This window comes from Chryseobacterium sp. 2VB (assembly GCF_005503635.1).
In the GTDB taxonomy this organism is placed as follows: domain Bacteria; phylum Bacteroidota; class Bacteroidia; order Flavobacteriales; family Weeksellaceae; genus Chryseobacterium; species Chryseobacterium cupriresistens.
Genome location: NZ_SCNC01000009.1, coordinates 71,439 through 92,523 on the forward strand (window position 1 = coordinate 71,439; position 21,085 = coordinate 92,523).

At 38.0% G+C, this 21,085-nt stretch carries 18 protein-coding genes; 9 read left to right on the forward strand and 9 right to left on the reverse strand.

Annotation, left to right across the window (positions count from 1 at the left end; genetic code table 11):
* Window positions 1-9 precede the first annotated feature (9 nt).
* The 7 genes from rpsG (at window position 10) to FFS26_RS10650 (ending at window position 8,764) form a co-directional block, all read left to right on the forward strand.
* Window positions 10-486, forward strand: coding sequence for a 30S ribosomal protein S7 (gene rpsG, locus FFS26_RS10620; protein ID WP_062673583.1), 477 nt, complete (start codon window positions 10-12; stop codon window positions 484-486).
* A gap of 6 nt (window positions 487-492) precedes the next feature.
* On the forward strand, window positions 493-2,610 hold the full coding sequence (gene fusA / locus FFS26_RS10625) for an elongation factor G (RefSeq protein ID WP_110008538.1): 2,118 nt from the start codon (window positions 493-495) through the stop codon (window positions 2,608-2,610).
* Window positions 2,611-2,626: 16 nt separating this feature from the next.
* Complete coding sequence (gene rpsJ / locus FFS26_RS10630; RefSeq protein ID WP_002661363.1) at window positions 2,627-2,932, forward strand: 30S ribosomal protein S10; 306 nt, start codon at window positions 2,627-2,629, stop codon at window positions 2,930-2,932.
* Window positions 2,933-3,253: 321 nt separating this feature from the next.
* Window positions 3,254-5,425, forward strand: coding sequence for a TonB-dependent siderophore receptor (locus FFS26_RS10635; RefSeq protein WP_137905015.1), 2,172 nt, complete (start codon window positions 3,254-3,256; stop codon window positions 5,423-5,425).
* A gap of 15 nt (window positions 5,426-5,440) precedes the next feature.
* On the forward strand, window positions 5,441-5,728 hold the full coding sequence (locus tag FFS26_RS10640) for a hypothetical protein (RefSeq protein WP_137905016.1): 288 nt from the start codon (window positions 5,441-5,443) through the stop codon (window positions 5,726-5,728).
* Window positions 5,729-5,940: 212 nt separating this feature from the next.
* On the forward strand, window positions 5,941-6,351 hold the full coding sequence (locus FFS26_RS10645; RefSeq protein ID WP_410493523.1) for a low affinity iron permease family protein: 411 nt from the start codon (window positions 5,941-5,943) through the stop codon (window positions 6,349-6,351).
* 145 nt (window positions 6,352-6,496) lie between these two features.
* Window positions 6,497-8,764 (forward strand): zinc-dependent metalloprotease, encoded by a 2,268-nt coding sequence (locus FFS26_RS10650; protein WP_137905017.1) that lies wholly within the window; start codon window positions 6,497-6,499, stop codon window positions 8,762-8,764.
* A 60-nt stretch (window positions 8,765-8,824) separates the two neighbouring features.
* Here FFS26_RS10650 and FFS26_RS10655 read toward each other — a convergent pair whose 3' ends face one another.
* From FFS26_RS10655 to FFS26_RS10685, 7 genes are all read right to left on the reverse strand, one after another.
* Window positions 8,825-11,545, reverse strand: a complete 2,721-nt coding sequence (locus FFS26_RS10655) for a hypothetical protein (RefSeq protein ID WP_137905018.1) — start codon at window positions 11,543-11,545, stop codon at window positions 8,825-8,827.
* Window positions 11,546-11,618: 73 nt separating this feature from the next.
* Window positions 11,619-12,596, reverse strand: coding sequence for a hypothetical protein (locus tag FFS26_RS10660; protein WP_137905019.1), 978 nt, complete (start codon window positions 12,594-12,596; stop codon window positions 11,619-11,621).
* Window positions 12,597-12,836: 240 nt separating this feature from the next.
* Window positions 12,837-13,259, reverse strand: coding sequence for a hypothetical protein (locus FFS26_RS10665; protein ID WP_110008544.1), 423 nt, complete (start codon window positions 13,257-13,259; stop codon window positions 12,837-12,839).
* 163 nt (window positions 13,260-13,422) lie between these two features.
* Window positions 13,423-14,235: a hypothetical protein gene (locus FFS26_RS10670; RefSeq protein ID WP_137905020.1), complete on the reverse strand. Its 813-nt coding sequence runs from the start codon at window positions 14,233-14,235 to the stop codon at window positions 13,423-13,425.
* Window positions 14,236-14,240: 5 nt separating this feature from the next.
* On the reverse strand, window positions 14,241-14,972 hold the full coding sequence (locus FFS26_RS10675) for an MIP/aquaporin family protein (protein WP_137905021.1): 732 nt from the start codon (window positions 14,970-14,972) through the stop codon (window positions 14,241-14,243).
* A 21-nt stretch (window positions 14,973-14,993) separates the two neighbouring features.
* Window positions 14,994-16,490: a glycerol kinase GlpK gene (gene glpK, locus FFS26_RS10680; RefSeq protein WP_137905022.1), complete on the reverse strand. Its 1,497-nt coding sequence runs from the start codon at window positions 16,488-16,490 to the stop codon at window positions 14,994-14,996.
* A 10-nt stretch (window positions 16,491-16,500) separates the two neighbouring features.
* A complete protein-coding gene (locus tag FFS26_RS10685; protein WP_137905023.1) occupies window positions 16,501-18,099 on the reverse strand; it encodes a glycerol-3-phosphate dehydrogenase/oxidase in 1,599 nt (532 codons plus the stop codon).
* A 116-nt stretch (window positions 18,100-18,215) separates the two neighbouring features.
* Here FFS26_RS10685 and FFS26_RS10690 point away from each other — a divergent pair, with 116 nt between their 5' ends.
* Window positions 18,216-18,980 carry a DeoR/GlpR family DNA-binding transcription regulator gene (locus FFS26_RS10690; protein ID WP_110008548.1) on the forward strand — a complete coding sequence of 255 codons (765 nt, stop codon included), beginning with the start codon at window positions 18,216-18,218 and terminating at the stop codon, window positions 18,978-18,980.
* An 84-nt stretch (window positions 18,981-19,064) separates the two neighbouring features.
* On the opposite strand, the gene FFS26_RS10695 is transcribed toward FFS26_RS10690, so the two are convergent.
* Together FFS26_RS10695 and FFS26_RS10700 are read right to left on the reverse strand one after the other, a co-directional pair.
* Window positions 19,065-19,508 carry a GNAT family N-acetyltransferase gene (locus FFS26_RS10695; RefSeq protein WP_137905024.1) on the reverse strand — a complete coding sequence of 148 codons (444 nt, stop codon included), beginning with the start codon at window positions 19,506-19,508 and terminating at the stop codon, window positions 19,065-19,067.
* 17 nt (window positions 19,509-19,525) lie between these two features.
* A complete protein-coding gene (locus tag FFS26_RS10700; protein ID WP_137905025.1) occupies window positions 19,526-19,918 on the reverse strand; it encodes a rhodanese-like domain-containing protein in 393 nt (130 codons plus the stop codon).
* Window positions 19,919-20,049: 131 nt separating this feature from the next.
* Here FFS26_RS10700 and FFS26_RS10705 point away from each other — a divergent pair, with 131 nt between their 5' ends.
* Window positions 20,050-20,946 (forward strand): LysR family transcriptional regulator, encoded by an 897-nt coding sequence (locus FFS26_RS10705; RefSeq protein ID WP_137905026.1) that lies wholly within the window; start codon window positions 20,050-20,052, stop codon window positions 20,944-20,946.
* The last annotated feature ends 139 nt before the right edge of the window (window positions 20,947-21,085 follow it).

Genomic DNA, 21,085 nt, shown 5'->3' on the forward strand with positions numbered 1-21,085 from the left:
ACAAAAGCAATGAGAAAGACAAAAGCGAAAAAAAGACCGTTGTTACCAGATCCGAAATTTAATGATCAATTGGTAACGAGATTCGTAAACAACTTAATGCTTGACGGTAAGAAGTCAATCGCATTCAAAATTTTCTATGATGCATTAGATATCGTAGAAACTAAAAAAGGAGATAACGAAAAAACTGCACTTGAAATCTGGAAAGATGCACTTACAAATGTAATGCCTCACGTAGAAGTACGTTCTAGAAGAGTAGGTGGAGCTAACTTCCAGATCCCTATGCCAATCAGAGCTGACAGAAAGATTTCTATGGCAATGAAATGGTTAATCAAGTATTCTAAAGCTAGAAATGATAAGTCTATGGCTTTGAAATTAGCTAACGAAGTTGTAGCTGCTTCAAGAGAAGAAGGTGCTGCTTTCAAAAAGAAATCTGATACTCACAAAATGGCGGAAGCTAACAAGGCTTTCTCACACTTCAAATTCTAATCTGAAATGGGAAGAGATCTTAAATTTACAAGAAATATTGGTATCGCTGCTCACATTGACGCAGGTAAGACTACCACTACAGAAAGGATTCTATTCTATACAGGGGTAAACCACAAAATTGGAGAGGTTCACGATGGTGCTTCTACAATGGACTGGATGGAGCAGGAAGCAGAAAGAGGTATTACTATTACTTCTGCAGCTACCACTTGTTCTTGGAACTTTCCAACAGATCAAGGAAAAGCTTTACCAGAAACTAAACCTTACCACTTCAACATCATTGATACACCGGGACACGTTGACTTCACAGTAGAGGTAAACAGATCTTTAAGAGTATTGGATGGATTGGTATTCTTATTCTCTGCAGTAGATGGAGTAGAGCCTCAGTCTGAAACAAACTGGAGACTTGCTGACAACTACAAAGTTGCAAGAATGGGATTCGTAAACAAAATGGACAGACAAGGTGCTGACTTCCTTAACGTGGTAAACCAGGTTAAAGAAATGTTAGGATCTAACGCAGTTCCAATTGTTTTACCAATCGGTGCTGAAGAAGATTTCAAAGGAGTTGTTGACTTAATTAAAAACAGAGCGATCATCTGGGATGAAGCAGGACAAGGAGCTACTTTCGAAGTAGTGCCAATTCCTGAAGATATGAAAGATGAAGTTCTTGAATATAGAGAGAAACTTGTAGAAGCTGTTTCTGAGTATGACGAAACTTTGATGGAGAAATTCTTCGAAGATCCGGATTCAATTACAGAAGAAGAAATCAATGCTGCATTGAGAGCTGCTACTATCGATTTATCTATTATCCCAATGACTTGTGGTTCTTCATTCAAGAATAAAGGAGTACAGTTTATGTTGGATGCAGTATGTAAATACCTACCTTCTCCATTGGATAAAGATGATATCAAAGGTACTGATCCAAGAACAGACGCTGAAATTACAAGAAAGCCATCTGTAGATGAGCCTTTCGCAGCTTTAGCATTTAAGATTGCTACTGACCCGTTCGTGGGAAGATTAGCATTCTTCAGAGCTTACTCTGGAAGACTTGATGCAGGTTCTTATATCTTGAACTCCCGTTCAGGAGATAAAGAAAGAATCTCAAGAATCTATCAGATGCACGCTAACAAGCAAAACCCGGTAGAATATATTGAAGCGGGTGATATTGGTGCTGCGGTAGGATTCAAGTCTATCAAAACTGGTGATACGATGTGTGATGAGAAAAACCCAATCGTTCTTGAATCGATGGTTTTCCCTGATCCGGTAATCGGTATCGCTGTTGAGCCTAAAACTAAAGCTGACCAGGATAAAATGGGTAACGCTCTAGCTAAATTGGCTGAAGAAGATCCAACGTTTACTGTTAGAACTGACGAAGCTTCTGGACAAACGATCATCTCTGGTATGGGTGAGCTTCACTTAGATATCATTGTAGACCGTATGAAGAGAGAGTTCAAGGTTGAAGTAAACCAGGGACAACCTCAGGTAGAGTACAAAGAAAACTTAACAAAAGTTGCCAGCCACAGAGAAGTTTACAAAAAGCAATCTGGAGGTAAAGGTAAATTTGCTGACATTGTATTTGAACTAGGACCTGCAGACGAAGGTAAAGTTGGTTTAGAATTCATCAATGAGATCAAAGGTGGTAACGTTCCTAGAGAATTCGTTCCTGCAATTGAAAAAGGATTTAAAGCTGCAATGAAGAACGGTCCATTGGCTGGTTTCGAAGTTGAAGGTATTAAAGTGGTTCTTAAAGATGGATCTTTCCACGCGGTGGATTCTGATGCTCTTTCATTTGAAATGGCTGCTAAATTAGGATTTAAAGAAGCGGGACGTGCTGCTAAGCCAGTAATTATGGAGCCTATTATGAAACTGGAAGTTGTAACTCCGGAAGAATATATGGGTAACATCATTGGTGACCTTAACAAGAGAAGAGGTACTATCAGTGGGCAGGAAGAGAAAAACGGAGCTGTTGTAATCAAAGGTTCTGTTCCACTTTCTGAAATGTTTGGATATGTAACAACTCTAAGAACACTTTCATCAGGAAGAGCTACTTCTTCTATGGAATTAGAGAAGTACCAGGCTACTCCACAAAACGTTGCTGAAGAAATCATAGCTAAAGCAAAAGGTTAATTTTTAAATTAAAGAAATGTCACAAAGAATCAGAATAAAACTAAAATCTTACGATTACAACTTGGTAGACAAGTCTGCTGAGAAAATCGTAAAAACGGTAAAGGCTACTGGTGCTGTTGTAAACGGTCCTATTCCATTACCAACGAATAAGAGAATCTTCACAGTGTTGAGATCTCCGCACGTAAACAAGAAAGCAAGAGAGCAGTTCCAACTTTCAGCTCACAAGAGACTAATGGATATCTACTCTTCTTCTTCTAAGACTGTTGATGCTCTAATGAAATTAGAACTTCCTTCAGGTGTAGACGTTGAAATTAAAGTGTGATAAATGCATACTTTGCAATGATTATACAATCCGTTCCTTTTCAGGGACGGATTTTTTTTATAACTATGACTTTTAAAAAATTAATAGAAAAGCCGGTTTGTATTTTATCAAATCGGCTTTTTTTGCATTGTACTTTCTATAATGATAAAAGATCTTCATGGGTTTTGTCTTAATAATACAGATAATCCATTCGGGGATCTTAAAGAGTCTGTGAACTAGGTTAATAATCTGATATTGGCTGGGCTTTTTATGGTGACATATGTCACATTATTTTATTTATTTAGAATTAATAAAAATAATAATTTTGCAAAAAATTATCAGATGAATAAAGTAGTATCCTTTTCTCTGCTTGTATTGGGTGGGGTTTTTGTAAATGCACAGAAAGTTAACGATTCTATCAAAAAGTCGAAAGAAATTGATGAAGTAGAATTATTCGGTGAAAGAAAAAAGCAACCGCAAGGTTTGGAAGCAATCACAAGATTGCCTTTAAAAACCAGAGACCAGATTCAGAGTATTTCCGTAATCTCGCATAAAGTAATTGAAGACCTTGGAGGGCTGACGGTTACTGATGTAGCAAAGAATGTTCCGGGAGTAACTCAGTTCGGCAGCTATGGAGGGACCAGAGAAAGTATGTCTATCAGAGGATACAGAGGAGTACCCGTTTTAAAAAATGGAGTCCAGATGGATTCTGATTTCCGTACTGCAGGAATGCTTACCGATATGCAGGGAATAGAAAGTATTCAGATAATTAAAGGTTCTGCTGCCGTTACACAAGGAATAGGAGATGGTCTAGGCTCTGCAGGTGGAGTGATAAATGTGGTAACTAAAGTACCCAAATTTATCAACCAGACTAATGTAGGTTTCAGATATGGAAGCTGGGATTTCTATAGACCAACAGTCGATTTTCAGAGAGTACTAGATTCTCAGGGGAAAGTTGCAGTGAGACTAAATGCTGCTTACCAAAATAATAACAGCTTCAGAAGATTTATTAATACAGAACGTATTTATGTAAATCCATCTATTGCCATTCGTCCGGATGATAAAACGGAGATTGTAGTGGAAATGGATTATATGCATAACAATACAACACCAGATAGAGGAACTGTAAACCTTGCCAAGGGAGATACAGAAGCAATATACAGAATGCCAGGTAGAAAATTCCTTGGTTTTTCTACAGATAAAGCAAAGACTGAAACATTCAACTTTTCAACAACTGTTACACGAAAACTGACTGAAAAATTGAAGGTAAGAGCGGCTTATATGAGCTCATCTTATCAGACCGAAATTGTAGGTGCAGCCCTGGCACCTCTAAAGAGAGATAATCCGACAGAATTCCGTAACAGAACATTAACAAGATCTGACAGGGAAGATTTAAATAAGGTATTTCAATTTGATTTTATTGGTGCTGATGTAATGACAGGGCTCATGAAACATACTTTCCAGGTAGGTTTTGACTGGAAAGAATCTAACGTTACTACAACTTCATATAAAGCAAAAGATGTTGACCAGATCAATGTTCTGAATGAAATCAACAATATCCTGCCTGCCGGAGTTAATATAGACTTGTCAACAGCTAATGCAATCAATACGGTAGCTCCTACTATGGGATTAATGGCACAGGATGTTATTACGTTCAACAAATATATAAAGGCTCATTTAGGAGTTCGTTATAGCAGACTCATCGGTTCGGATAAGGAAAAAGACTACGCATGGAACCCTTCATTGGGAATTATGATTTCTCCGATTGAAAATATGAACATCTTTGGTTCCTATACAAGTACTACAGCGTTGAGAAGTTCCAATAACGTATTGTTTACCGGTGGAACTGTTGGAGCTTCCACTACAAAACAATGGGAGGCTGGAATTAAGTCCGACTGGCTGAATGAAAGATTGAGATTTAATGTAACCGTTTTTGATATCAATACGGATAATTTATCATATGAACTTCTTGATGGTGGAAACCCTACAGGGAAATATGCACTTGCAGGTAACCTAAAAAGACAAGGTGTAGAAGTGGAGTTGATAGGTAAAATTCTTCCCAACCTACAGGTAATGACCGGATGGGCCTATGTAGATGCACAGTATAAAGACAGTCCTTCATTTGTGAACGGTTCAGCACCTATTAATACTCCTAAACATTCTGCTAATGCATGGTTGAATTATAAATTCGATAAGGGGATTCTTACAGGTCTTGACGTAGGAGCCGGAATTTATTTTGTTGGAGAAAGACCAGTAGATGATTATAAACAGAAATATACCAATACAGAAAACGGTCATGTGAACGGAACTCAGCCTGGAGAAAAACCTTTCTTTATGCCACAGTATACTACGGTAGATGCCCAAATAGGATATTCCTTCAAAAATGGATTAGGATTAAGAGGATTCTTCAATAATATTTTTGATTCCGTAGGATATAACTCTTATTTCAGAGGCGGATATATTGATCAGATCCAGCCAAGAAACTTTGCTGTACAGGTAAACTATAAATTCTAACACAAAAAAATTATTATGAAAATTGCCAGAATAGTATTTTTAGTATTTATTGCCATTGCCGGTTTAACTTCATGTTCCGAAGAACATCTGTCTGAAGAGGAACTGAAAACAGCAAGAGAAAATATAGAAAGACATTACACAAATCCCAGAAGTATATATTCATGGGGTAATATTTCTCCCTGGAAAGATCATTGGTACAATACCTCTTATCCAAAAAATTTTTCACCTGGACAGGTCGGAAAGAGTATGATAGCAGAAGAAAAACAAAATCTTGAAAAGCATTTCTCAGGAAAAATAAAATAATTTAGTTTCAATCATTCATATCAATTTTAATTCAAAGAACATTAAGACAGAACTTTTGTCTTAATGTTTTTTAGTATTTATTATTCCGGATTCCTGTTAATTTTATACATTTAATCAATCTATAAAATGACGGTTATGGGAAAAAAAGCCATAGTTTTTTTGAAAAATTTTCAAACTGGGCTGTAAAATTTACAGGAAGTCCATATGCTTTTATAGGAGCTTTTATTATTGTAGTAATATGGGCAGTAACCGGACCTTTCTTTGATTATTCCGAAACCTGGCAGCTGGTGATCAATACCGGAACTACCATCATTACCTTTCTGATGGTATTTTTGATTCAGAAAGCGCAGAATAAAGACTCCAAAGCGATACAGATTAAGCTGAATGAACTTATAGCTGCTCATGAAAAAGCAAGCAATCGTATTGTGGATATTGAAGACCTTACAGAAGAAGAACTTGATCAGCTTCACGTTTATTATGAAAGACTAGGACATCTGGCCAAAAAAGAGACGGATATTCATACTTCTCATTCTATTGATGCTGCGGAAAGAAACCATGACTATAAATATGAATTCTTCAAAAGAAAACATGAAGAATGGATACAGAAACAAAAAAAGGATTAATTAAAAATTTTCAGAATATGTGAAATATTGTGATATATTCTTAATTTTTCTATTCATATTATGGTGTTTTTAATGGTTATTTTTAATTTTCCGCCATGCTTTTAGTGTTTTTTTTGATAAATATCTACTTTTATTAAAAAAACATATGAAAACAAAATTATTTTGTTTGCCGGTATTCCTGTTGGCAATATCTGCAAATGCCCAATGGAACAGAGGGCTGCCTCAACAAAAAATAATAAAAAAGAGTGATCATTCTGTTTACTACCAGCTTGATATTAGCCAGATAAGGACACAGCTGCTAAGAGCTTCTAAAATAGGCGAAGGTTCTCCCATCACCATTAATATTCCTACTCTTGATGGGAAAATAGAGAAATTTACAGTCAACAGCTTTCCGGTAATGGATGAAACTCTGGCTAACAAATACCAGTTGGGTTCCTATGTTGGGATCGGAGTGGATGATCCAACCAAATATATCAGGTTCAGTGTTGCTCCCAATGATTTTCAGTCTATGATTATTGGTGCCGACGGCCAATATGAATTTATAGAACCAGCAACGTCTGATAGGTCTTATTATTCCGTACATGGAAAGACTAATAAAAGCGGACATGCATTTGCCTGCTCTACCAAAGAAGATAAAGAATCTGTTGCCAATCTTCAAAAAATGAAAAATGCAGGTAGTGCAGCAAAATCTGGTAATAAAACTTTTCATACCTTAAGATTAGCGATGTCTGTGACAGGTGAATACACTGCTTATTTTGGTGGTATTGCCGGTGCACTTACCCAGATTAATGCTACTTTATCAAGAGTAAACGGTGTATTTGAAAAAGAATTTAATGTACATGTTAATGCAATCAATGCTCCGGATCTGATCTTTACCAATGCATCTACTGATCCTTACAGTACCTCTGACCTTATGTGTAAATGGAATTATGAATTGATGAATGCATTGCATGGAGGAGCGTATGGTGTTACAGATGCTGATTTTGATATAGGACACTTGTTCGGCGCTACAGGTGGTGGTGGAAATGCAGGCTGTATTGGCTGTATTGGAAGTAATGATATCAGCGCGACTTCTTATACCGTTGCACAAAGTGATTGCCAGGATGCTGCAGGGAATTATTATGCTTATACATACCCGGAGAACTACAAAGGAAGCGGTTTTACATCTCCTGCAGACGGTATACCACAGGGAGATAACTTCGACATAGATTATGTAGCGCATGAAATGGGACATCAGTTGGGGGATAATCATACCTTCAGTTATGATGAAGAAACAGGCTCTAATACCTATGTGGAACCAGGATCGGGATCTACCATTATGGGCTATGCCGGAATTACAGGGACCAATACAGATGTTCAGCAACATTCTGATGCCTATTTCCATAGCGTAAGCATTGACCAGGTGCAGACCAATCTTGCTGCAGTAACTGCTGATGTGGAAACACCTATCACCAATAATCCACCAGTTGTAGCTGCCATGAATACAACTTATACCATACCGAAATCTACCGCATTTGTGCTGACTGCATCAGCAACAGATCCGGACGGTGATGCCCTAACCTACTGCTGGGAACAGGTAAATTCCAGTTTACTAGTTGATGGTATTGGTAAATCATCGAGTGCAAGTACTGGAGCTTCAGCTATAGGTAGTACATCAACTGGAGCCAATTTCAGATCCTGGGCACCTGCTGCAAATCCTACCAGATATTTTCCTAAGCTGTCAACGGTCTTGGGAGGAGCAGTAAAAAAAGCAGCAGATTTTGAAGCAGCTAGTACCGTTGCAAGAATTACAAACTTCCGCGTGACGGTAAGAGATAACAAACCAGGAGGGCAGGCCCAGACAGCTTATGCCACACAAACTATTGTAGTAGGTTCTGCAGCGGCATTTACTGTAAACACAACATCATTGACACCTAATGTGAACTCTGCAATTGCATGGACTGTTTCCGGAACAACAGCTGCTCCATATAATGTAGCTAACGTAAAAATTGATTATACAACAGATGGCGGAGCAACCTGGAATGACCTGGCTGCATCAGTTCCCAATAACGGATCAGCGAATGTTTTTATCCCGGCATCTTTAGCTGGAAAAACGATTCACCTGAGAGTCTCTGCTATTGGAAATGTTTTCTATGCTGTGAAGCAGGCTACCGTATCCGGTTTATTGGCAGTTTCTGAAGCCGGGAATGTGAAATCTGTTAAGATCTATCCAAACCCTGCAGAAGATGTATTGAACGTCACAAATGTTTCTTCAAGCGCTTCTTATGAAATTTTCAGTGCTCCGGGGCAGATCATTGCCAGGGGAACTATTGGAGACGGCAAAATTAATCTAAAAACTCTTGTGAAAGGAATCTACTTTATTACCATCAATAATAAAGAAGAAAAGAGTACAACTAAGTTTGTTAAAAAATAATCAGGTCATCCATCAAAATAAAAAACCTCTGATCATTCAGAGGTTTTTTTATGGTTTGTCTTATCTCATAAAATAGTTGAAATAACTACAGCTTCCCATCAGATTTCGGGTAGTTTCAGTGTCAGAATACTGAGCCTTCAGCTGAGCAAAATAAGTTCTGTACTTCTGGTTTTTAAGATTGTCCATTTCTTTTTGTCTGGCATCTTCTTTTTCAGACCATTTCGGATCAGAATAATCAAAATCCTTGGGTGCCTTGGCTTCATATTGATAATATTTGCCTTGTTCAGCACTTGCCATCTGGAATAGGATTCTAGCTTTTTCTTCTTTATTATTGGAAAGCTTAAGCGCCTTTTGATAATAATTGATGGAAAGGTCAAAATTATCAGGTTCAATATAAGAAGTATCAAGGAAGTTTTTATAATAATACTTATAAGGATTCTTTCTGTCTGTATTCCAGAAATCATATTTACCACCATTGCTGTTGTCGATATCCATAACAAACAATTCGCGGTAATATCCTAAAATAGAAGTATTATACAATAAGTTTCCGATCAGCTGATTGGCTTTTGCCGCTTTTTCACCTGTACCGTTTCCGATCTTTTTCAACTGAATCAAAGCGTCTGCCAGCTCAAGTTTATTCATACTTGTTTTGATGAATGGGAAATCAGCGTAATTTTCCGCTTTCATACTTTCGGTATCAGGGCTTCCGAAACTTTCCCATACATTATGTCCGAATACAAGATTTGAAATATTTTTGAATCCGTCGTATTCTGCAGGAGCGTATTGTTTTGGAGTGATGGTTTGCCCATTCTTTTCTGTCCATTCATAATTTTGTCTGGGGATACCCGCAAAGCTTTTTGCTTTTTCATAATAAGCTTTTGCTTTTTCAAAATTGGCAAGTCTCATGGCTCTGTCTCCATAAATGGTATTGAAGAAGGCATCAATATTACCTACGCTGTCCATGTTTTTGGCGATGATCTGCTGCTCAAACTGGGTTTTATTTGGTTTCCTGTAAAACTCTTCCACGCTTTTTACCAGGCTGGAGTTCGGGTTGTACTGCAAATCTGAAAGTTTGTTATTCATCAGGAATGATTTTCCATCCTCTCCCTGAAGGAAGTAACGGTTCGCAATAACATCCTTAAGGAAATCTGCCGTTGAAGGTACTTCACCATAATAATCGAAATTATCTGTAGTGGCTGTATCTTTCTCTACCTTTTTTTCTACAAAGTATTCTGCATACTCTTTCATCAGATGGTCTTCATAGTCTGCATCAATTTTAGGCTGGGAAACAATATCGTTCAGAACTTTCATTCTTTTGATCTCTTCCAGATATTCCGGATTGGTCGTTTTGATGTCATTCAGAATTTCAGAACTTTCTTTATAGTCTTTCTTTAAAAACTTAAGATAAGCGTCTGCAATCTGCCAGTACTCATCCTTAGACTTTTCCTTTGTTTTATCGGTGAATTTTTCCAGACTGTCAAGGAAATCCTGTGTTTTTTCATCGTAATAATAAGCCGTTCTGTTATAAAAGGGGATTCTGTCCGGATTACTGAACAGCTCATCATCACTTTGATCAGCTTTAACGTTATTACCTGTTTTATCAGATTTAGAACCACCGAAAAGATTTTTAAAAAACCTTACAATTTTCTGCCAGAAAGAAAGCTTTTCTTCTTTCACCTCAGTTTTGGTTGAATCTGCAGATGTCTCTTTTGAGGTGTTATCCGTTGAATTTTCTTTCGTAGTTGCTTTTTGAGCGTCTGAAGTGTAGTAATAGGTAGGCAGATAGCTTCTTTCAAGCTCGTTGATACTTCTGGCAGCCATTACCTTCAGAATCTCGGAATCTGGATCAATTTCATACATCTTTTCCATCATCGGAATAGGATTGTTGAAATCTTCATAACCCAGAAGGAAGTAAGCCATATTCTTTTCTTCATTCGTATTGGCTCTTTTCATGATATTGCTGAAAGAGGCAGTGTCTGAAAGTTTCATCGAAACAAAAGCAGATTCCTTACGGTCTTTACTGTTCATGAATACCTGAAAAAAGTTCCAGTTGGCATCACTGTTCATTTCCAGTCCTCTTTGAGCTCCTGCCAATTGGTCCAGAGACATGAAGTAGACCGTTCCTTTCAGTTTGATGGATGCAACATATGTTTTGAAAGCCTGTACTGCAGAATCGTAATTTCTTGTATAATGATTCAGACGTACCAGCTGATATCCGTAACGCTGTTTGATTTCCGGATTTCTTGCTGCATTGTGCAGAGAGGTTAAGGCTGCAATTGTTTTATGGTAATCAAGAGCAGTAGCATTTTTTCTGTTGGCATCCCTGTCGTAATAGAATGAGTTTTCACTTTCTATATAATTGATGCTCATATAAGGCTCAAGATACTTGGCTTCAATCAAATAATCAATACCTTCCTTATATTTCTGGTAAAATCCGGTGCCTAGCTTTTGTAAAAGAGGGTTGGTTGGATTTCCGTTCTTTAAAGCATTCAGGTCGTTCATACTGATCTTATACACCAGATTCTGGGTTTCGGAATAACTGAGCTGATTGTTAAAAAACTTTTTCCACGTTTCAACATTATCATCAGGAATCAATGCAGAATTATATCCTCCATAAAATCTGCTTGAATAATTGTGCAGGAAGGGAAGATAAGCCTTGTCTTTGATGATGGTTTGCGTAAAAAGGTTGAAGTAATCATAATCAGGATCTGACCACGCGCAGGCGTCAGATTGTGTATAGAAAAGTGATACAACCGCAAGTGAAAGAATATACTTTTTCATAGGGTGTGCAGTGTTTTTTTAGTTTTAATATTGTATGATGGCAGTGTTCTGGCAGGTGTCTCTCTCCAGGAGTTTAAAATTTCCGGTCTGACACAAATTTACTATCTAATTGATAATAAATGATATTAAAATGCGGGATTTTTTTCTGTAAAAATACAATGACATCGTTAAGCTGTTCTTCAGATATTTCCTCTGCCTTTATTTTGAAACCTTTATTCAAATAACTTCCAAAGTAGAAGCCGTCTTTCATGACTTCAACTTCGTGATCTGAAATCTTTTTGAAACTGGAGTTTTCCAGATCTCTTTTCGATAAGGCATTAATAAGTCTGTGTTTTCCTAAATGATTGGTGACAATTCCCCATGAATATATAGGAAGTGCCACTTCAACATTTTTGATAGGGTAATCTTCCATTTTTGAAAGATAGCTTCTCAGAATATTTACATCCAGGATAGAATTCTTGTCAGAGTTTTCAAGAGGCGATGAAGTAGAGTAGCACATCAGATATACTTTTCCTACGGGAGGAATTCCTGTCTGCTTTTTATCTTTCACCTGATGAAGGCGAAGGGTACAGGTAATTTCTTTTCCGGAAATTCTTTTGAGTTCTTTCAGAAATTTAAAATAATCATTCCGTGTTCCCGCAGTCCAGTCACAGTCAATTTGAATTTCATTGCTGGTTTTCAGTTGATATTCTATTGCTTTCTTCTGAATTAAAAGATGAATGCTTTCTGCCAGAAATCTGATCTCTTCTGCAGAAATGCCCAGCAAGGTCTGATTGGTAATGAAAACCGTAGGAACAATCTGTTTGTCTGTCTGAAAACTTGGGTCTTTGGTAATTACTGCAACAGGTTGAAATTTCCCATTCACCTTATCTACGTCAAAAAATCTGGTGTACAAATAAGGAATCGTAGCTTTCTCCAGTGCTTTCTTTTCTGCATTATCAAGCTTCAGTTTGGTTTTCCAGTAATAAAACGTGTAAGGATGATTCTCTTTCCTGCTGCATGATGCAATAAGGAAAAGAAGAAATAGAAATAAAATCTTTAAATGTTTCATTGGTGTAAATCACCCTTCAAAATTAAAGATATTTTGGCAGAATATAAACCGTAAAATCCCGGTGATTAAAGGTAATAAGCAAAAAATATTGTATTGATGTAGTATGATTTGTTCAAATGCAGTAGGTTGTATAACGATTCCTCTCCTCCGGAGGGGTGGCAAATTTATAATTTGACGGGGTGGTTTTCCACAACAAGAAAACCACCCCTGATGGAGTGGCTTTCTCTCTATATAATTGTACTACTTAAAAAATTCGCTCTCGCAGGTACAGGTTTCTTTTTTGATGCTGTCAGAAGATGAGCAGCAGCCTTCAAGGTTTTTAACATTTCCCTTTTCATCGGTAAGGTAGATTTTATCTTTATCAAATTTCAGGAAAAACGTTTCCTCATATTTTTTAAAGACCACTTTCATGACCTTATTAGGAGCATATTTCCCTGCATTGATTTCTTCCGTGGTTTCTTCTCCGCTAGCCTGATTGATCTGGACATATCCAAAATATACATCACCATTATTTTTTACATCCAGATAATAATGAGGAGTACCGGTGCCGCTATATCCTTTCAGAATGTCAAAAGCCCTGTATCCGATAAAAGGAAGCTCTGTCTGCTGTGCCCACGTAAAAATACTGATACACAGAATCATTACACTGAAAAATTTTTTCATAGATATTTTTTTCAAAAGTAAAGATTTTTAAGCAAAAACATTCACCGTAAAAACACGGTTGTTTAAATGATGCGTTGTACAAAATCTCTTTCACTGAAAGTTTTTTTATAACAATAAAGCCACTCCCAAAAGAAGTGGCTTTCTATAATGAGTTAAAATCAGATTAAAAAACAGTTGCAGCAAGCTGAATCCTTGCAAACTTATTGGATGGATTCCACATCGCCATCATGGATACCGGAAGGCTGTAATGATCAGTAATCTTAACCAATTTTCCGGCTTTCAAACCTACATTTACGATGTCAAAGCTGTTTTTGCCATTGCCATATAAGAACGTTTTATCATTGAGCGCAAACCCGGCTCCTACAAATGCATCCAGATTGACTTTCTGTCCCTTAATAACAGGATAACTTGCCTGTACATAAGTAGAATATCTGTTCTTTTTGTAACTTCCATCAGCTTCCAGAATTACTTCTCCTGCATTGGCACCCCCATACAGCATGATATCAGCCTCAATATTGATCGGGAATGACGGTCCGAAAGTATAGTTGGTTCTTAAATCAATAATATGAGCAGTTCTTTTCTGCGAATAACTGAAAATATCATCTGCAGCTACTGCAGTATTGATGTTTCTGGAGTTATAAAGATCCCATAATCCAATATAAAAACGACCGTCAGAATATTGAACATAATAATTGATCTCTTTATAATGGGTGTTGTCTTTATCATCCGCTAATGCAGAAGCTCCCCAGATTCCTACCTTCCATTTCTTTTCCGCATCCAGAGCATAGGAAAGATTTCCCATTACGACAGGTTTATCAGTAATAATAAGCCCTCTCCATAAATGATTATTCTGAATGTTGGCGGTAAAATCAAGTCTTCCTTCTTTGGATTCCCTGGCTTCGGGACTTTCCTGTGAAAATAGCTTTCCTGTTCCTAAAACAAGAAAAAAGATTCCTTTTAAGATTTTTTTCATCATTGGTTTTATTTTAAAAATCCATATAACACTGCAGCGATAATCGCTCCAGCTACCGGTCCTACTACAGGGATCCATGCATAGCTCCAGTCACTGCTTCCTTTTACAGGCAAAATGGCATGCATAATTCTTGGGGCAAGATCTCTTGCCGGGTTAATGGCATAGCCTGTAGTTCCTCCCAGAGATAAACCAATTGCCCACACTACAAACGTAACAGGAATGGCTCCAATAGAACCCAATCCTACTTTAGCGGTTGGGTCTGCCTGTAAAGAAATACTTGGATCTGCAAAGTAGAAGACACAGAATACCAGTACAAACGTTCCGATGGTCTCACTGATAAGATTGGAAGATGTTTTTCTGATAGCCGGGCCTGTACTGAAACATGCCAGTTTTGCTCCTTCATCTTCTGTAATGGCAAAATGATCTTTATGAAACAGCCATACCAGAAATGCACCCAGCATTCCGCCGATCATTTGTGCTGCAATATAAGAGGGAACCAGGTCCCATGAAAATTTTCCTGCGGTTGCAAGACCAATGGTTACAGCCGGATTCAGATGGGCCCCACTTATTGGCCCTGCAACGGTTACTCCCACAAATACGGCCAGTGCCCATGCGGTAGTAATAACAATCCATCCGGAATTATTTCCTTTCGTATCTTTTAAGACAACATTGGCTACAACACCGTTGCCTAACAATATAAGAAGCATCGTTCCGATCACTTCTGCAATAAATGGGGTCATATAAGTTTTTTTATGAGTGAGTTAATCTTCTATCCAGCTTTGGGCACTTTTTACAGCTTTCTTCCAGAAGTGGGTCATTTTATCCACTTGTTCTCTGGCCAGCTGAGGGTGGAAATCCTTGTCCACAATCCATTGTTCCTGGATTTCGTCTATACTTTTCCAGTATCCTACTGCAAGTCCGGCAAGGTAAGCTGCTCCTAATGCTGTTGTTTCAAGGGTTTTAGGTCTTGTGGTTTTGAACCCGAATAGGTCGGATTGTATCTGCATCAGAAGATCACTTGCAGAAGCACCGCCGTCTACTCTCAGCTCAAGACTTGCTCTCCCTGAATCTGCTTCCATGGCTTTCACAATATCATAAACCTGAAATGCAATTCCTTCCAATGTTGCTCTTGCGATGTGTGCATCAGTCGTTCCACGGGTAATTCCTACAATCGTTCCGCGGGCATACTGATCCCAGTAAGGTGCGCCAAGACCTGTCAGTGCAGGTACGAAGTAAACACCACCATTATCTGGTACGGAAGCTGCCAGTTTATTGATTTCATCAGAAGAATGAATAAGCTTAAGACCATCTCTTAGCCATTGAATAGCAGCGCCTCCTACGAATACACTTCCTTCCAAAGCGTAGTTGACTTCTCCATTGATTTTCCAGGCTACAGTGGTAAGAAGATTGTTTTTAGAAGAAACTGCTTCCGTTCCTGTGTTCATTAATAAGAAACATCCTGTTCCGTAGGTGTTTTTTACCATTCCCGGAGTGGTGCACATCTGTCCGAATAAAGCTGCCTGCTGATCGCCGGCAATACCTGCGATTGGAATTTTGGTAGAGAAAAGGGTAGTTGCTGTTTCTCCATATATTTCACTGCTTTGCTTTACTTCAGGGAGAATGTTTTTAGGAATATTGAACAGCTCTAATAAATCATTATCCCATTCTAAAGTATGAATATTCAGAAGCATTGTTCTGCTGGCATTGGAAACATCTGTGATGAACATTTTTCCGCGGGTAAGTTTCCACACAAGCCATGTGTCAACAGTTCCAAAACATAATTTTCCTTCTTCGGCTTTCTGTCTTGCTCCTTCTACATGATCAAGGATCCACTTTAATTTGGTTGCTGAAAAGTAAGCATCCAGAACCAGTCCTGTTTTTTCTTTGATGGTTTCTGCATGTCCCTGTTCTTTCAGCTCGTCGCAGTATTTTGAAGTTCTCCTGTCTTGCCATACAATGGCATTGTAGATGGGTTCACCGGTTTCCTTATCCCAAACAATTGTAGTTTCACGTTGATTGGTTATTCCGATGGCTGCAACTTCAAGTCCTGAGATTCCTGCCTTTGCAATAACTTCAGCTGCTACAGAGATCTGTGAAGACCAGATTTCGTTTGGATCGTGTTCTACCCAACCCGGAGTAGGAAATATTTGTCTGAAATCTTTTTGAGATACATATTCTATTTCTCCACTGTGATTGAAGAGAATCGCTCTGGAGGAAGTTGTTCCCTGGTCTAGAGCGAGAATTAGTTTTTCATTCATGTATATAATGCTAATTTAGGTTGATTACTTTAGGTGAATAAGGAGTCAATAAATATCCTCTTGCCAGTTCAATGAATTCATTTTCCTGCTGCTGAGCCCATTCTTCAGAATATCCTTTTTCTTCAGCAATGATTCTTGCTACATTATGTGCGCTGTCTATAGCAGCTCTGGCATCAAGGAATAATAAACGTACTCTTCTTGCCAGGATATCTTCAATCGTTTCTGCCATTTCAGCTCTTACCGCCCATACCACTTCTGCTACAGTAAAAGGGTGATCCGGGTGGATCTTCTGTGCGTAACGCGGATTGCTTTGTTGCAAGGCTTTGATAGCCGGAATATCAGATCCGTACACATACAGATGATTGGTTCTGTCTACCTGTTCCGGTTTTACATTTCCATGAATGGAAAGATGTTCTGTTTTAGACGGGCTGTTTCCCAATCTGTGAACTTTCATGGCTTCGTTTACGGTATCTTCTGCCATTTTACGGTAGGTGGTCCATTTTCCTCCGATAATGGAAACTAATCCCGTTTCTGAAGTAATGACTTTGTGGCTTCTTGATACTTCTTTTGTACTTTTGCTTCCGTCTTTAGGAGCTGCAAGCGGACGAAGACCTGCGAAAACAGATTTTACATCTTCACGCGTTGGTTTTTTAGCTAAATATTGTCTCGCTGTATTCAATACAAAACTGATTTCCTCTTCCAGTGCACGAGGCTCAAAGCTTTCATCCTTCAGAAGGGTGTCTGTAGTTCCTACCAAAGCTCTGTCATGCCATGGAACAACAAATAACACTCTGCCGTCCGATGTTTTTGGAATCATGATGGCATCATCACTTTTCAGGAATGATTTATCCAGTACTAGGTGAATCCCCTGGCTTGGTACCACAAGTTTACCATGTTTAGGGTTGTTCATGTTCAGAATGTCATTGGTAAACACACCTGTCGCATTGATCACTACTTTACCATGGATCTGATATTGTTGTTTAGAAAACTGGTCTTCTGCAACTACACCGATTATTTTATCCGAATCATCTTTCAAAAGGTTGATTACTTTAACATAGTTGACAGCACTTCCGCCTTTTTCAATAATAGTCTGGGTAAGGTTGATCGCAAGTCTGGCATCGTCAAACTGTCCGTCCTGGTAAACAACTCCACTCATTAAGTGATTTTGTTCAATAGTGGGAAGCTTTTCGATGGTTTTTGATTTGCTGATGTATTTCGTTTTACCTAAGCTCAATTTTCCGGCAAGAAAATCATAAACAGATAGTCCTATCTTATAATAGATTCCTCCCCACCAGGTATAGTTAGGAATAATAAAAGACTGATTTTTTACAATATGTGCTGCGTTCTTTGCTAAGAGTCCTCTTTCTTTTAATGCTTGTTTTACCAATCCGACATCTCCCTGAGCGAGATATCTAACGCCGCCGTGTACCAATTTGGTACTTCTGCTGGATGTTGCTTTTGCGAAGTCATGAGATTCAAGCAATAAAGTTTTGAATCCCCTGCTTACCGCATCTAATGCTGAACCTAAACCACTGGCTCCTCCTCCTATGACAATAAAGTCCCATTCTTTTACATTGGTTAACTTACTGAGTTCTTCGTTTCGTTTCATAAATGTTTCGTTTATGTTTCGTTTTCAAATATATAAATTAAAAATGAAAGCAAAAAGAAAATAAATGAAATTTTAAAATATCGGAAAAAATCGGTAATTTTGATGAAACGAATAAAATGGAAAAGCTATTACCAAGGCAGGATGAAATACTTAAAGAGCTGGATGAGAAAGGGCATGTACTTGTCCAGGATCTGTGTGAAAAGCTCAATGTTTCTTCAGTTACGATCCGAAAGGATCTGAACTATCTCGAAAGCCTGGGACTTCTTTTCAGGAATCATGGAGGAGCAAGTAAGCAGGTAAGATATGCTTACGAGAAAAACGTCGGGGAGAAAGAAAACATCAATGTGGAAGCGAAGCAGATTATTGCCAAAGCGGCATTATCACTGATTCAGGAAAATGACTGTATTATATTGGCGTCCGGAACAACCATGCATTATCTTGCCAGAATGCTTGTGAATTTCAATTCGCTTACTGTTTTAACGTCCTCATTGAGGGTGGCTATTGAGCTTTGTAACAATCCTAATATTAATGTGATCCAACTGGGAGGGGAGGTGAGGAAAAGTTCAACTTCAATTGTAGGATCCATTTCGGAAGGAATTCTCAAACAGTTTTCCTGTAATAAACTTTTTCTGGGGGTAGACGGTATTGATCTTGAATTTGGAATCAGTACCTCCAATGCGGCGGAGGCACATCTTAATCAGGTAATGATTGAGTGTGCAGATAAGACAGTCGTTTTGGCAGATTCGTCCAAACTGAATAAGAAAGGGTTTGGTAAAATCGCCTCATTGGACGAAGTAGATTATCTGATCACAGATAATGGTATCGGTGAAGAAGACCGGTCCGCGTTGGAAGAGAGAGGGGTTACGGTTATTGTAAAATAGGCTGTATTCGGCTTAATCAAATAGTTAAAAATAGAGACCGTCTGATTTCAGGCGCTCTCTATTTTAAAATAGAACTCATTTGACTTATACTTTCCAGAAAAATCTCTTTTTGTTTTTTCTTTCCGCTCCAAGCACAGTGTAGAACTTAATGGCTCTTGTATTAAAATCCGGGGTTTGCCATTGAATTATGGAGCAGCCTTCTTCTTGTGAGTGGCTTTTTATTAATTCCATTATTTGTTTTCCTGTTCCGTTTCCTCTTACATTCTCTTTTAGGAATAAGCAGTCAACATACATATAGTAACCTGCATCCCAGGTGGAGAACTGTTTGAAAAATGTTGCATATCCTGTTATTTCAGTATCAGATTCTGCAACCAGACATTTTATATGGGAATCCGGATCAAGGAGGTGTTTAGCGAGCTGTTCCTTTTTGTTTTCTTCGTTAAAAAAGTTTCTTTCATAGTGCGCATGGGCTTTACACAATTCAATAATGGAACTTATGTCTTTATCTTCGGCAAATCTTATTTTCATATCTTTATGTTGCTGAATTAGCAGGCGCATACAAAAGCGGAACCATTGGTAGGATCTGTTCCTTCTGTGGCGTAGCCGTCAAATTTCCACCATTCAATTCCTCCTATTAATTCCATCACCTTAAATCCTAATTGGGTCATTTTTAAAGCTCCTTTTGTGGAAGCATTACAGCCTATCCCGTCGCAGTAGCAGACATATACTTTTGACTTATCAAGGTGCCGGGTGCTTTCTTCTGTCATTTCCCGATGGGGAAGGTTAATTGCAGATGGGATGTGTTCTTTGCTGTAGCCATTTGGTTTTCTGGTATCTACTGCTATATAATCTGTACTGTTTTGAAATCCATCATATAAATCTGAAGGATCCATTTCATACATTAATTTTTTCTTGTAGAATTCAATTTGTTCTTGCATACTATTAAATTGTTTGTAGTGCAAAGCTATGATCGGGTTTATTCTTTTCCTAAGATTGAAATTGAATGTTCTGCAGTGTTAAATGAAATATTTTCAGATAGTGTTTTTTGTTATATGATTAACTTTGCGCTATGGAAATCAAGTTTTTAAAACTTATTAAAACAATTGCGGAGGAAGGGAGTATTGCAGGTTCTTCTGAAAAACTTTTTTTGACACAGTCGGCATTAAGCCATCAGCTTAAAGATCTGGAAATCCAGCTCGGGTTTAAAGTGTTTTACAGGGCAAGGAACAAATGGGAGCTTACTGAGGAGGGAAGTGTGCTTTACAAAACTGCATGTACGGTAATAGATAGTATAGGGAATGGTCTGAATGAGATTCAACAGATAAGAGCAGGAGCAGCGGGTACTATAAAAATCAGTACAGAATGTTACTCATTCTATCAGGGACTGCCGTTATTTATTCAGAAAATGAAAGTATTATATCCGGAGATTGAAGTGGATCTGGTATTGGAAGCGACTCATAAGCCTGTGGAAAAAATCATATCCAATGAAATTGATATTGCAGTGGTCACTTCAAAACCTTCCGTTAATAATGAATTGATCTGCATTGAGATTTTTGAGGATGAAGTTTTTGCAGTAATTCATCAGGAAAACCTTTTAAATGATATTGAATATCTTAGTGCTGAGGATTTTCGGGATGCTCATTTAATCATTCATTCTTTTCCTTTAGAAACCGTTTCTGTTTACGATCGGTTCCTTAATCCTAGCGGAATGATGCCTGTGAAGATTTCAGCAGTTCCGTTAACAGAAGTTACTTTGGAAATGGTGCAGGCCAATATGGGGATTACCTGTATGCCGAAATGGGCATTGCATTCATTCAGGCTGTCTGATGAGCTGAAATTTAAAAAAATCGGAAGTAAGGGTTTGAAAAGAAAACATTATCTGGTGGTAAGAAAATCGGATGCCGGAAAAAAATATATTAATGACTTTCTTTTGAACTTCAAAGAATATTTTCAAAATTTTGGATAGTTTTTTTTCTGAAACTGCTAAATGATTAAAAATCAAAATATTTTAGTCGAAATATTTGTCAGTTACAAAATTATTCATAAATTTGCACACTCATTTTAGGGGCGTAGTATGCCTATATCAAAAGTAGAAATTACTTCAG

Bases quoted from the DNA above. Each gene is read 5' to 3' on its own strand.
- FFS26_RS10675 (WP_137905021.1), bottom strand. From the start codon at position 14,972: ATGACCCCATTTATTGCAGAAGTGATCGGAACGATGCTTCTTATATTG.
- FFS26_RS10650 (WP_137905017.1), top strand. From the start codon at position 6,497: ATGAAAACAAAATTATTTTGTTTGCCGGTATTCCTGTTGGCAATATCT.
- FFS26_RS10670 (WP_137905020.1), bottom strand. From the start codon at position 14,235: ATGATGAAAAAAATCTTAAAAGGAATCTTTTTTCTTGTTTTAGGAACA.
- rpsG (WP_062673583.1), top strand. From the start codon at position 10: ATGAGAAAGACAAAAGCGAAAAAAAGACCGTTGTTACCAGATCCGAAA.
- FFS26_RS10640 (WP_137905016.1), top strand. From the start codon at position 5,441: ATGAAAATTGCCAGAATAGTATTTTTAGTATTTATTGCCATTGCCGGT.
- FFS26_RS10705 (WP_137905026.1), top strand. From the start codon at position 20,050: ATGGAAATCAAGTTTTTAAAACTTATTAAAACAATTGCGGAGGAAGGG.
- FFS26_RS10655 (WP_137905018.1), bottom strand. From the start codon at position 11,545: ATGAAAAAGTATATTCTTTCACTTGCGGTTGTATCACTTTTCTATACA.
- rpsJ (WP_002661363.1), top strand. From the start codon at position 2,627: ATGTCACAAAGAATCAGAATAAAACTAAAATCTTACGATTACAACTTG.
- FFS26_RS10695 (WP_137905024.1), bottom strand. From the start codon at position 19,508: ATGAAAATAAGATTTGCCGAAGATAAAGACATAAGTTCCATTATTGAA.
- glpK (WP_137905022.1), bottom strand. From the start codon at position 16,490: ATGAATGAAAAACTAATTCTCGCTCTAGACCAGGGAACAACTTCCTCC.
- FFS26_RS10635 (WP_137905015.1), top strand. From the start codon at position 3,254: ATGAATAAAGTAGTATCCTTTTCTCTGCTTGTATTGGGTGGGGTTTTT.
- fusA (WP_110008538.1), top strand. From the start codon at position 493: ATGGGAAGAGATCTTAAATTTACAAGAAATATTGGTATCGCTGCTCAC.
- FFS26_RS10665 (WP_110008544.1), bottom strand. From the start codon at position 13,259: ATGAAAAAATTTTTCAGTGTAATGATTCTGTGTATCAGTATTTTTACG.
- FFS26_RS10660 (WP_137905019.1), bottom strand. From the start codon at position 12,596: ATGAAACATTTAAAGATTTTATTTCTATTTCTTCTTTTCCTTATTGCA.
- FFS26_RS10685 (WP_137905023.1), bottom strand. From the start codon at position 18,099: ATGAAACGAAACGAAGAACTCAGTAAGTTAACCAATGTAAAAGAATGG.
- FFS26_RS10690 (WP_110008548.1), top strand. From the start codon at position 18,216: ATGGAAAAGCTATTACCAAGGCAGGATGAAATACTTAAAGAGCTGGAT.
- FFS26_RS10700 (WP_137905025.1), bottom strand. From the start codon at position 19,918: ATGCAAGAACAAATTGAATTCTACAAGAAAAAATTAATGTATGAAATG.